At 70.2% G+C, this 11,761-nt stretch carries 11 protein-coding genes and 1 pseudogene; 11 read left to right on the top strand and 1 reads right to left on the bottom strand.

The genetic code is table 11. The features are described 5' to 3' along the window. Positions 1-141: 141 nt before the first annotated feature. The gene (locus ACZ7EG_RS37225; protein ID WP_471088833.1) at positions 142-1,107 is read right to left on the bottom strand and encodes a LysR family transcriptional regulator; all 966 of its coding nucleotides are present in this window, start codon (positions 1,105-1,107) and stop codon (positions 142-144) included. Between the two features lie 127 nt (positions 1,108-1,234). Between ACZ7EG_RS37225 and ACZ7EG_RS37230 the strand changes: the two genes are divergently transcribed. From ACZ7EG_RS37230 to ACZ7EG_RS37280, 11 genes and pseudogenes are all read left to right on the top strand, one after another. After that, on the top strand, positions 1,235-2,233 hold the full coding sequence (locus ACZ7EG_RS37230) for a fumarylacetoacetate hydrolase family protein (RefSeq protein ID WP_471088835.1): 999 nt from the start codon (positions 1,235-1,237) through the stop codon (positions 2,231-2,233). Beyond that, positions 2,230-3,189, top strand: a complete 960-nt coding sequence (locus tag ACZ7EG_RS37235; RefSeq protein WP_471088837.1) for a cyclase family protein — start codon at positions 2,230-2,232, stop codon at positions 3,187-3,189. Before ACZ7EG_RS37230 ends, ACZ7EG_RS37235 begins: the two co-directional genes overlap by 4 nt. A gap of 22 nt (positions 3,190-3,211) precedes the next feature. Continuing rightward, positions 3,212-4,342 (top strand): FAD-dependent oxidoreductase, encoded by a 1,131-nt coding sequence (locus tag ACZ7EG_RS37240; RefSeq protein WP_471088839.1) that lies wholly within the window; start codon positions 3,212-3,214, stop codon positions 4,340-4,342. Next, positions 4,339-5,337, top strand: a complete 999-nt coding sequence (locus ACZ7EG_RS37245) for an amidohydrolase family protein (protein ID WP_471088841.1) — start codon at positions 4,339-4,341, stop codon at positions 5,335-5,337. Before ACZ7EG_RS37240 ends, ACZ7EG_RS37245 begins: the two co-directional genes overlap by 4 nt. A 24-nt stretch (positions 5,338-5,361) precedes the next feature. Then, positions 5,362-6,300 (top strand): VOC family protein, encoded by a 939-nt coding sequence (locus ACZ7EG_RS37250; protein ID WP_471088843.1) that lies wholly within the window; start codon positions 5,362-5,364, stop codon positions 6,298-6,300. Positions 6,301-6,410: 110 nt separating this feature from the next. Then, positions 6,411-6,911 (top strand): fumarylacetoacetate hydrolase family protein, encoded by a 501-nt coding sequence (locus ACZ7EG_RS37255; protein WP_471088845.1) that lies wholly within the window; start codon positions 6,411-6,413, stop codon positions 6,909-6,911. A gap of 29 nt (positions 6,912-6,940) precedes the next feature. Beyond that, positions 6,941-7,033 (top strand): annotated as a pseudogene (locus ACZ7EG_RS37260) (3-oxoacyl-ACP reductase); the annotation flags it as partial. 29 nt (positions 7,034-7,062) lie between these two features. Next, positions 7,063-7,818, top strand: a complete 756-nt coding sequence (locus tag ACZ7EG_RS37265) for a CoA transferase subunit A (RefSeq protein WP_471088847.1) — start codon at positions 7,063-7,065, stop codon at positions 7,816-7,818. Next, positions 7,815-8,489, top strand: coding sequence for a CoA transferase subunit B (locus ACZ7EG_RS37270; protein WP_471088849.1), 675 nt, complete (start codon positions 7,815-7,817; stop codon positions 8,487-8,489). The genes ACZ7EG_RS37265 and ACZ7EG_RS37270 overlap by 4 nt, the downstream gene beginning before the upstream one ends. 271 nt (positions 8,490-8,760) lie before the next feature. Then, the gene (locus ACZ7EG_RS37275) at positions 8,761-10,731 is read left to right on the top strand and encodes a sensor histidine kinase (RefSeq protein WP_471088851.1); all 1,971 of its coding nucleotides are present in this window, start codon (positions 8,761-8,763) and stop codon (positions 10,729-10,731) included. Between the two features lie 12 nt (positions 10,732-10,743). Continuing rightward, a complete protein-coding gene (locus tag ACZ7EG_RS37280; RefSeq protein ID WP_471088853.1) occupies positions 10,744-11,160 on the top strand; it encodes a roadblock/LC7 domain-containing protein in 417 nt (138 codons plus the stop codon). Positions 11,161-11,761 lie beyond the last annotated feature (601 nt).

Raw genomic sequence — 11,761 nt, forward strand, 5'->3', positions numbered from 1 at the left:
AGGGGTGTCGGCGCGTGCCACCGCCTGTGGCCGTGCCACGTCGCGGGGCGTCGATGCACCCGAGGGAGGGATGTGCGCCCTGCATGGCGGGCGACAGCAACTGCCCCGACTATGTGCCAGAGCCACCCCCCTGCCAAGCCCTCACCGGATCGGTTCGCCGGATATGTTCATCCGCCCTGTGAATGCGAGGTCGTCGTTGCTCTTGGCGGTGATCGACGCCGCGACCCGCTTGGCCGTCTCCCGCAGCCAGATGTGCGCGGCGTCGCGGGTGTGTACCGGATGCCACCACAGCACCTCGCGCAGCGGCGCGGCTTCGTAAGGAGGTTCCATGATCCGCACCCGGAACGCGCTGCACAGGCGCTGTGCGAGGAGCTCTTGGACGAGAGCGATCCGGTTGGTGCCGGCCACCATGCTCGGCAGCAGGTGGAAGCTGGCGACGGAGACCTCGGTCCTCGGCTCGATGCCGAGCATGCCGAGTTGCCTGGCCGCCGGGGCGTCGTAGGTGCGCTGGTAGGTCACCCACGGCAGCCGTGCCAGATCCTCCAGGGTGAGCCGCTCGCCAACCTCGGGATTGTCCTCCGCGACCAGGAAGACCCAGCGGTCCTGGTACAGCTCGGTGGCCGGGAAACCGCTGATGACTCCGTGCGGCATGAACAGGCCGTCGGCCGCGCTGAGCATGGTGGCGGTGTCCACGGAGACCTCAACCGGGGGCGGGGTGAACCGCAGGCGGATGCCCGGCGCCTGCGCGTGGACGACGCGGGCCAGTTCGGTCCCGAAAACAGCCACCGCGTAGTCGGAGCCCAGGAGGTTGAACTCGCGGGAGTCCGTGGCCGGGTCGAAGTGGGCCTGGCTGGAGAAGAGGCGTTCCAACAGGTCGCAGGTGGCCAGGGTGCGGTCGAGGAGGACCTGGCCGAGAGCGGTCAGCTCGTAGTGGCCGCCGACACGCGCGAGCAGCTCGTCGTCGAAGTGCCGGCGAAGCCGCGCCAGGGCGGCGCTCATCGCGGGCTGGCTGAGGCCGATCCGCCGTCCCGCGAGGGTGACGTTGCGCTCCTCCAGCAGTGCGCGCAGGGCGACGACGAGGTTGAGGTCCAGGCTGGCCAGGTTCACGGTGCGCTCCCACCACTCACGAAAACGAATGCATAAACGCCACGGATGATCTGATCCACGGAATCGATTTCCCAGATTCAAGGAGGTGAGGCCACATTAGTCGCATCGCAATGAGGAGGACATCTCCATGAAATCCCACGTCTTTTCCCCACCCCTCGCCGGACCTTTCGCGCTGGGAACACTGTCCGCCCCTGACGGAACGCCCTTCCCGGCTCTCGTTACCCCCGACGGTCGCGTACTCGACCTGCGCTCGGCAGTCGGTGCCCCCGCACTGACAATCCGCACGCTGCTGGAGTCCTGGGACACGATGCTGCCGCGCCTGCGCACTCTGGCGGCGGACGCGTCCGCCGCCTGGCGGCCCTTGGAGGGCCTGCGGGTGCATGCCCCGGTGGAGCCGCGGCAGATCTTCCAGTCCGGCGCCAACTACCGCCAGCATGTGATCGATCTCGAGGTCGCCCACCGCGTCCCCGACGACCACCGCACGGTCGAGGAGGCCCGCGCCGAGATCGCCGCGATCATGGACCGGCGGGCGGCCGAGGACCTGCCGTACGTGTTCATCGGCCTGCCCAGCACGATCGCGGGACCGTATGACGACGTCACCCTCCCCGCCTGGGCCGAACAGCCGGACTGGGAGCTGGAGTTGGCGGCGGTCATCGCCAGGCCGGCCCACCGGGTGCCGGTCGAGAAGGCGCTGGAGTACGTCGCCGGGTACACGATCGCCAACGACCTCACCGACCGCGCCACCGTCTTCCGACGCGACATGAAGGCCATCGGCACCGACTGGCTGCGCTGCAAGAACGCCCCCGGTTTCACCCCGCTCGGGCCCTGGATCGTGCCGGCCGAGTCGATCGCGGACCCGGGCGACCTGCGGGTCACGCTCAAGCTCAACGGCGAGACCATGCAGGACGAGTCCACCAAGGACATGCTCTTCGGGGTCGCGCGGCTGGTGTCCTACATCTCCCGGACCGCCCGGCTCCTGCCCGGCGACCTCGTCCTGACCGGCAGCCCGGCAGGCAACGGCATCCACTGGGGCCGGCTGCTGCAGGGCGGCGACGTCATGGAGGGCTCCATCACCGGGCTGGGCATGCAGCGCACCCGCTGTGTCGCGGAAGGTGCCACGGCATGATCGACCGTACGGATCCCGAGGGCTCGATCGCCCAGGCCGCCAAGGCGTACTCCAACTGGGGCCGCTGGGGCGAGGACGACGTGCTCGGCACCCTCAATTTCCTCGACGAGGCAAAGCGCCGTGAGGGCGCCGCTCTCGTCCGGCGAGGCATCAGCTTCTCCCTCTCGCAGCGCTTCGACATGAACGGCCCGCAGAAGGGCTGGCGGCGCCGGACCAACCCGGTGCACACCATGCTCGACACCGGCACCGACGCGGCCCTGGACAACCAGGGATTCCCGCACGGCCATGGCGGTGCCGACGACGTGATCGCGATGCCGTTGCAGTGCTCCACCCAGTGGGACGGGCTGGGGCACATCTTCGACCACGGCAAGGCGTGGAACGGGCGGGACTCGGAGAAGGTGGTCACCGCCTTCGGCGACCTCGTCACCGGCATCGAGCACATGGCCCCCCACGTCGCCGGGCGCGGCGTCCTGCTCGACGTGGGCCGAGTCCTCGGAGAATACGGCGAGTTGCCCGACGGTTTCGCGATCGCCGAGGAGCACCTGACGGCGACCGCCGAGGCGCACGGGGTGACCGTCGGCCGCGGGGACATCGTCGTCGTACGGACCGGACAGCTGGCCCGCGCTCGCCGCGACGGCTGGGGCGACTACGCAGGCGGGGCCGCTCCCGGTCTGTCGTTCACCACGGCCGGCTGGCTGCACGGCACCGAGATCGCCGCGATCGCCACCGACACCTGGGGGTTCGAGGTCCGGCCGAACGAGTTCGAGCACGCCTTCCAGCCGCTGCACCAGGTCGTCATCCCCAACATGGGGCTGCTGATCGGCGAGATGTGGGACCTCGACGCCCTCGCCGAGGACTGCGCGGCCGACGGCGTGTACGAGTTCTGGCTCACCGCCGCCCCGCTGCCCATCACCGGAGCCGTCGGCTCCCCGGTCAATCCGATCGCCGTCAAGTAACCAACGGACAGGGAAGTTTCCCATGACGAAAGAGCCCGCTGTCCTCGTCATCGGCGGCGGTGCCTCCGGCAGTGCCGTGACCGTCCTGCTGCGCCGGGCAGGCATCGCGGTGGACCTGATCGAGGCCAAACCCGACTGGAACGCCACCACCGGTTCCGGCATCACCCTCCAGGGCAACGCCCTGCGCGCACTGCGCGAACTCGGCCTGTGGGAGCAGGTGAGCGCATCCGGGTCCGCCTTCGGATCGCTGGGCGTGACCGCCCCGGACGGCACGCTGCTGTTCGTCGCCGAGGACATCCAGACCGGCGGTCCGGATCTGCCCGCCACTCTGGGCATGCAGCGTCCCCAGCTGCAGCAGATCCTCATCGACGCGGTCCGCGCCTCAGGTGCCGGCGTCCGCCTCGGCATCACCGTCGAGACCCTGGACCAGGACGCCGACGGCGTCTCGGTGCGCTTCAGCGACGGCAGCGCGGGCCGCTATGACCTGGTGATCGGCGCCGACGGCCTCAACTCCGCCACTCGCGCCATGATCGGCGTCACCGACAAGCCCGAACCCACGGGTATGGCCATCTGGCGCGTCCCCGCCCCGCGCCCCGACAGCGTGATCCGCTCCGACCTGACGTACGGCGGCCCGGCCTACATCGCGGGATACACCCCCACCAGCCGGACCACCCTCTACGCCTTCGTGGTGGAGGCCAACCGGGACCGCGCCTCCATCCCGCCCGAGACGTACGCGGACGAGATGCGCAGGCTCGCGAAGGGCTACGGCGGCGCCTGGCCGGAGATCACCAAGCACATCACCGACCCGGCACAGGTCAACTACACCTGGTTCGACCGCCTGCTGGTGGAGGGCTCCTGGCACCGGGGCCGGGTCGTCCTGGTCGGCGACGCCGCCCACTGCTGCCCGCCCACCCTCGCCCAGGGCGCGGCCATGTCCCTGGAGGACGCCCTCGTGCTCGCCGAACTGCTCACCAGCGGGCGCGACTGGGACGACGAGCTGTTCCACGCCTACTACGAGCGCCGCGTCCCGCGCGTTCGGACCGTCGTCGACGCGTCCGTGCAGCTCGGTCAGTGGCAGCTGGACGGAGTGCGCGACGCCGACGTGCCGGGTCTGATGGTCCGCACGATGAACGTCCTGAAGGAGACGCCGTGACGACGCCCACTGTCGACGTTCACGCCCATGTGCTGCTGCCCGAGGTCGACGCGCTGGTGGCGGAGCTTCCCGGGCTGGCCCGGGCCAGGGCCCTCGACGCCCGCCGTAACGGCCCGGCCGCCCTCGCCGTCAACGGTCCCATGGTCGCCGAGCGCATACGGAAGCTGACCGACCCGGCCGTCCGGCTGGCCGCCATGGACACCCAGAAGGTGGACGTCCAGCTGGTCAGCCCCTCCCCCTCGCACTACCACTACTGGACGGACGAGGACACGGCCGAGAAGGTCTACCGGATCGCCAACGAGGCGACGGCCGCCCACTGTTCCGCAGCGCCCGACAGACTGCGCGGGCTGGGGCTCGTGCCCCTCCAGCACCCCGAGCCGGCCGTGCGCGGGCTCGAACACGCCCTGGACCAGGGCCTGCTGGGTGTCGAGATCTCCAGCCACACCCCCGGCCGAGAGCTGTCCGACCCGGCGTACGAACCCTTCTGGTCCCGCGCCGAGGAGACGGGCGCGCTCCTCTTCCTGCACCCGTTCGGCTGCACCCTCGACGAACGCCTCGACCAGTGGTACCTGTCCAACACCGTCGGCCAGCCCACCGAGAACGCCGTGGCCCTCTCGCACCTGATCTTCTCCGGTGTCCTGGACCGGCACCCGGAACTGAAGGTGATCGCGGCGCACGGCGGTGGCTACCTGCCCACCCACATCGGCCGCTCCGACCACGCCTGGTCCGCCCGCTCCGACGCGGGCGCCAACTGCGCGCACCTGCCGAGCAGTTACCTCAGACGGCTGTACTTCGACTCCCTCGTCCACGACCCGCACGTGCTGCGGGAGCTCGTGCGAGCGGCCGGCGCCGACCGGGTCCTGCTCGGCTCCGACTTCCCCTTCGACATGGGCACCGAGGACCCGGTCGGCGCCCTGCACGCCGCACGGCTGCCCGACGCCGACTTCCACGCTGTGCGCGGCGACAACGCGGCGGCACTGCTGGGCTTGACCTGACCCTCACACAGGAGGAAACCCACCATGAGCGCACGTCTGCTCACCCACCTCAGGCACGTCGACCTGGCCGTGCCCGACTACGACAAGCAGCTTGACTTCTACGGCGGCGTCTGGGGCCTGACCAAGGTCGCCGAGGACTCCGGCATCTCCTTCCTCGCCGCCGAGGGCTCCCCCGAGCAGTACGTCGTACGGCTGCGCAAGGCCGAAGAAAAGCGCCTCGACCTGGTCTCCTTCGGCGCCGCGAGCCCCGCCGACGTGGACGCTCTCGCCGAGCAACTTCTCGCGGGCGGCGTGCAGTTGATCTCCCAGCCGGGCAAGGTGGACACCCCGGGCGGAGGCTACGGGTTCCGCTTCTTCGACATCGACGGCCGAGCCATCGAGGTCTCCGCCGACGTGGAGGTGCGCAGGCACCGCAAGATCGAGGCGAAGGAGTCGATCCCGGTCAAGCTGTCCCATGTCGTCCTCAACTCCCCTGACCTGAACGTGACTCGGGAGTGGTACGAGCGCCACCTCGGCTTCCGCCTCTCCGACACGCTGCACTCGCCGCGCATCGGTGAGGTCATGCACTTCATGCGGATCAACAGCCTGCACCACTCCATGGCCATCGCCCAGTGCCCGCACACCTCCCTGCACCACATCTCCTTCGAGATGCGCGGCCTGGACGAGTTCATGCGCGGGTCCGGCCGCGTGATGCGGGCCGGTTTCCGCAAGATCTGGGGCCCGGGCCGGCACATGGCGGGTGACAACACCTTCACCTACTTCCTGGACCCGCAGGGCAACACGGTCGAGTACACCACCGAGCTGGAGGTCCTGGACGAGGACACCTGGCACCCCCACGTCTTCGACTTCTCCAAGCCCGAGGTCACCGACCAGTGGGGCACCGCCAACCCGATGAACGAACTGATCGCCAAGGAGTCGTTCAACGACGTCGACCGCGGCTGCTTCGTCGCCCCGCCGGTCTGACCGGCGAGGCCCTCGATCCCCGGGGGCGCGGTAGCCCTGTCAACTGCCCTGACTACCTTGCCGTGCCCCCGGGTCCTTGTGCCCACCCCTCCCGCCGACAGGAACCTGCCATGCGTTTCGCCGCGTACGAGTACCGAAACCGACGCCATGTGGCCGTCGTCGAGGAGGACGGCACGCTCTACCCCCTGCCCGGCGTCTCCTCCCTGACCGGGCTGCTGGCGAAGGGAGGCGGCCTGCCCCGGCTGCTCGACGCGGGTGCCGCGACACTCGACGTGCCGGCCGGGCCGCACGTCTCCGAGGTACGCCTGCTGGCGCCGCTCCAGCCGTCCACCGTGCGGGACTGCTGGACGTTCGAGGAGATGGTCGCCTACGCCTCGCGCGGCACGGTCGTCCGCCCCGGCGACGTCCTCGGATCCGGGACCTGCGGCAACGGCGGCTGCCTCGCCGAGCTGTGGGGCCTGCGCGGCAGGCAGGACCCGCCGCCGCTGAAGCCCGGCGACACGGTCACACTCACCGTGGAGGGCATCGGCGCCATCTCCAACACCGTGGTCACGGGCGCCGATCCCGTCCCGCTTCCCGCTGCCCGCCGACGCATTCGGGAGCGGCCGTGACCGAACCGCACCCCGAACGACTGCTCGGGTTCATCACCGGCGCCGAGATCCCGGCCGACGGCGGCCTCACCGCGCACGGCGGCGCCAAGGCCATTTCCGACGGGCTGGGCGAGCACATCTGAGCCGGCAGGAACAGAAAGGAACTTCATCCGTGGACAAGGTTTGTGCGAGCGCTGTCGAGGCGGTCGCAGACATCCCTGACGGTGCGTCGCTTGCCGTCGGCGGCTTCGGCCTCAGCGGCATACCCGACGTGCTCATCCAGGCGGTGTACGACCAGGGTGCGACCGGTCTGGAGGTCGTGTCGAACAACTGCGGAGTCGACGGGCGCGGCCTGGGTGTCCTGCTGGCCACCGGCCGCATCTCCCGCGTCACGGGCTCCTACGTGGGTGAGAACAAGGAGTTCGCCCGCCAGTACCTGTCCGGGGAACTGGAGGTGGAGCTGGTGCCGCAGGGCACGCTGGCCGAGCGCCTGCGCGCGGGTGGCGCGGGTATCCCCGCCTTCTACACTCCGGCGGGTGTCGGCACACAGGTGGCCAATGGCGGCCTGCCCTGGCGCTACGCCGCCGACGGCACGGTCGCACTCGCCTCCCCGCCGAAGGAGACCCGTGTTTTCGCCGGCCGTACGTACGCCCTGGAACACGGCATCACCACCGACTTCGCCCTGGTACGCGCCTGGCGCGGTGACCGCCACGGCAACCTCGTCTTCCGCAAGGCGTCGGCCAACTTCAACCCCCTCGCGGCGATGGCCGGCCGTATCACCGTCGCCGAGGTCGAAGAACTGGTGGAGCCCGGTGAGTTGAACCCCGACGCGGTGCACGTGCCGGGCGTTTTCGTCCAGCGGGTGGTGGAGCTGACCGGCGAACAGGCCGCGGACAAGCAGATAGAGAAAAGGACCGTACGCGCATGAGCACCACCCTCGGTACACGACCAGGCTGGACCCGGGACCAGATGGCCGCCCGCGCCGCCGCCGAACTCACCGACGGCTCCTACGTCAACCTCGGCATCGGCCTGCCCACCCTCATCCCCGGCCACCTTCCACCCGGCGTGCATGTCGTCCTGCACTCGGAGAACGGCATCCTCGGCACCGGTCCGTACCCGACCGAGGACGAGGTCGACCCCGACCTGATCAATGCCGGCAAGGAAACCGTCACCGTCCTGCCCGGAGCCTCCTTCTTCGACTCCGCCCTGTCCTTCGGCATGATCCGCGGCGGCCACATCGACACCGCCGTCCTCGGCGCCATGCAGGTCTCTCAGAACGGCGATCTGGCCAACTGGATGATCCCCGGCAAGATGGTCAAGGGCATGGGCGGCGCAATGGACCTGGTCCACGGCGCCCGCCGGGTCATCGTCCTGATGGAGCACACCGCCAAGGACGGCACCCCCAAGATCGTCGAGGAGTGCACCCTGCCGCTCACCGGCGAACGGTGCGTCCACCGGATCATCACCGACCTCGGCGTCCTCGACGTCACCGACAACGGCCTCGCCCTGATCGAGACCGCGCCCGGCGTCACGGTCGAGGACATCACGGCCCGCACGAACGCGCCCCTGCGCTTCGACCCCCTTTCCGCCGCCTGCTGAACTCCTCTGCAGGCCACCGCGAAAAGGGTATTGATCCGCCGGACGGATGGACGGATCCGGCAACCCGATGTTGAGAGGGCTAGGCGTCGGGGCAGATCTGGCCGATGATCGTCTTCAGGTGCCGACGCCCGCTGCTTGCGGCTTGGTCCGTCGGTGCACCCATGCGCCGCTGCCCGGTGAGGGTCCGCGGTACGGCTCGTCTCTCCCCCCACGGCTTCGTACGCGAGTTTCAGCGCATTCCTGGCATTCACCGTGAGGAGAAGGACCGCATATGCAGTTCCCCGTCCGCAGCAACCGGGCGCAGACCGTGGGCGGCGCGTTGAGCTGGCGCACCATCCGCGGGCGTGTGACGGTCGTCCTCGCCGTACCCACATGCCTGCTGCTGGTGGTGGTCGGCCTGGCCGTCGTCGGCCAGCTCCAGGCCTACCGGGACGCCCGCGGCACGAGGGCGCAGATCGAGGTGGCACTGCGCATCCAGGAGCTGGTGCACAACCTGCAGTCGGAACGCTTCTTCACCAACGGCCTGCTCGCCGGTGACAAGAGCCACCGCAACCGGCTCGACCGCAGCCGCGACCGGGTCGACGCCTTCCGGCGTGAGGTGCGTGAGGAGCCGGTCGTGGCCGGGGCGATGAGTCGCCTCGAACGGCTGACCGCGATCCGCGACGGCGTGGACTCCGGCTCGGCCGACCGGACGAAGACCCAGACCTACTACACCGACGTCATCGGTGCGCTCAGCGCCGCGGACCCCACCGCCGACACGGTCACGCGCGGCGACCAGCTGTTGCGCGACGACCTGGCCGCCCTGGAGGCCCTCGCCGAGGCGAAGGAGGCCGGCATGCAGGAATGCAGCCTGCTCAGCGGCGTCCTGGCCGCGGGGTCCTTCCGGGGGACGAACTACCCCGACTTCATGGACAGACACGCCACCCGCGTCTCCGCCCTGGGTCGCTTCTTCAAGATCGCCACTCCGGCGCAGCGCGACGCCGTCACGAAGATGTTCTCCTCGCCGGTGACCCGGCGCCTCGACTCCGTCGAGAACACGGCCATGAAGGCTTCCGACGGCTCACGGATCCGTGCCGACGCGACGGCTTTCGCCAATGACATCGTCCGCCTCGACTCCACCGTTCACCAGGCACAGCGCCGGGTCGACTCCGACGTGGAGGCCCGTGCCAAGACCCTCAGCGACGAGGCCACCGCATCCTTGGCCGGCTACCTCGCCCTCGGCGCGCTGGTGATCGCGGCCCTCATCGCCGCCGCGGTCATGGCCGACCGCTCCATCACCAGGCCCCTCGACGGGCTCGCCCGCGAGGCCGACGACATCGCCCGGCGCCGCCTCCCCGAGACCATGGCCCGCATCCAGGCCGGTGAACTCGACCAGATCGAGGACGAAAAGCAACCGCGCGGCAGCGCACAGGAGATCACCAGGGTCGTCGCGGCGCTGCACAACGTCGAACACACCGCGCTCGGACTCGCCGCCGAGCAGGCCGTGCTGCGCCGCAACACCGCCGAGTCCCTCGCCAGCCTCGGCCGCCGCAACCAGGGACTCGTCCGCCGCCAGCTGGCCCTGATCACCGCCCTGGAGCAGCAGGAGCTCGACCCCGAGGCGCTCGCCGAACTCTTCGAACTCGACCATCTCGCCACCCGTATGCGCCGCAACGCGGAGAGCCTGCTCGTCCTGGTGGACGAACGTGCGCCCCAGATCCGCACCACGACCGCCACGAGTCTTGAGCTGGTGCAGTCCGCCATCGGAGAGGTCGAGCAGTACCGACGGGTCACCATGGCCCAGATCGAGCCCTGCCGGATCAGCGGCCGTGCCGTCGCCGAGCTCTCCCACCTGCTCGCGGAGCTCGTCGAGAACGCCCTCACGTTCTCCGCACCGGAGCAGCCCGTGGAGGTCCATGGCTGGGGCGACCGCGGCGAGTTCAACATCGCCGTCGTCGACCACGGCGTCGGCATGTCCGCCGAGGACCTCGCCCGTGCCAACGCCCGCATCGCAGGGGAGGAGGCCTTCCTCGTCGCGCCCACCCGCTACCTCGGCCACTACGTCGTCGGCCGCCTCGCCCGCCGCCACGGCGTCGAGGTCATGCTCTCCGACACCCCTGGCGGAGGAGTGTCCGCGCTCGTCACTCTTCCCTCCCGGCTCCTCACCCCCGACGACGACGCCGCACCGCCGGACCGGCGGAAGTACGTCTCCTCCATGCTCAACGGCTTCCGGGCGGGCGTCACGCGCGCCGAGGCCGGATAGGACCGACTCGCCGTGACCTCCGCACCCAACAGCCTCGGCTGGCTCGTCTCCGACTTCGCCCGCACCGCGGACGGCGTCACCCACGCGGTCGCCGTCTCCTCCGACGGCCTGCTCATAGCCGCCTCCGACGGCCTCACCCGCGATCTGGCCGACCGCCTGGCCGCCGTCGTGTCCGGCATCACCTCCCTCGCCCAGAACGCCGCCCAGACGCACGGCTTCCGCGGCATGAAACTCGTCCTGATCGAAATGCTCGACGGCTTCATGCTGGTCAACCAGATGCGCGACGGCTCCTGCCTCGGCGTCCTCGCCGAGGAGGGCTGCGACATCGGCCTCGTCGGCTACGAGATGGCCGTCCTCGCCGACCGTGCCGGCGCGCTTCTCACCCCGCAGCTCGTCGGCCGACCCCGCCCGGCACCGCTCACGCGCTGAGCCGGCCCCGCCGGCCGTGCACCTCAGGCAGAGTTGCGGCCGACGAGGAGCTCGCGGAAGGGGTCCATGCCCGGCTCCAGTCCGGGCGTCGATCCGTCACTCGCGCCGGGCGGCCTCCGGTGGCGTGGCCGCGCTGGGTGAGCCACCGGAGAGAGCTGCCGTCACGGGCCTGGAACTTCCACGCCTGCCGGTTGATGAACGCACCGCCGTACAGGGCAGGTTCAGCCTGCCCTGATGCGCAAATCGCTCGGCGACACGTGCCAAGTTCGTCAGAACGCCCGACCGAGGTGATCGCGTCGGGGCGGTGGCATTTCACCGCGATCTCGGTCCAGGACGGGATGGCGGGAGGAAGGCCGGGTGCGCCGCGGCTGTCCTGGGCACGGCGCACCCGGCCGGCTCGATGGGCTGTTCGACGGCCTTGGCGTTCGGGCTGTTGAGGGCGATCGCGTTGACGCCTGAGCCGGCGGCTCCGGTGATGGGCAGCGGGGCGGCGGTGAGCCGGAGCTGGGAGACGGGGGACCCAGCGGAATCGCCGTAGCGGCCGTGCCACGCCTCGGGCACCGGTCCACGCGGAAAGGCGAGTAGTCGCAGCGACTCCCCG

Source organism: Streptomyces sp. NPDC037100 (assembly GCF_055606225.1).

Excerpts from the sequence above, each read along its gene's own strand:
- ACZ7EG_RS37270 (WP_471088849.1), top strand. The coding sequence starts at position 7,815 with ATGAGCACCACCCTCGGTACACGACCAGGCTGGACCCGGGACCAGATG.
- ACZ7EG_RS37255 (WP_471088845.1), top strand. The coding sequence starts at position 6,411 with ATGCGTTTCGCCGCGTACGAGTACCGAAACCGACGCCATGTGGCCGTC.
- ACZ7EG_RS37250 (WP_471088843.1), top strand. The coding sequence starts at position 5,362 with ATGAGCGCACGTCTGCTCACCCACCTCAGGCACGTCGACCTGGCCGTG.
- ACZ7EG_RS37275 (WP_471088851.1), top strand. The coding sequence starts at position 8,761 with ATGCAGTTCCCCGTCCGCAGCAACCGGGCGCAGACCGTGGGCGGCGCG.
- ACZ7EG_RS37240 (WP_471088839.1), top strand. The coding sequence starts at position 3,212 with ATGACGAAAGAGCCCGCTGTCCTCGTCATCGGCGGCGGTGCCTCCGGC.
- ACZ7EG_RS37235 (WP_471088837.1), top strand. The coding sequence starts at position 2,230 with ATGATCGACCGTACGGATCCCGAGGGCTCGATCGCCCAGGCCGCCAAG.
- ACZ7EG_RS37230 (WP_471088835.1), top strand. The coding sequence starts at position 1,235 with ATGAAATCCCACGTCTTTTCCCCACCCCTCGCCGGACCTTTCGCGCTG.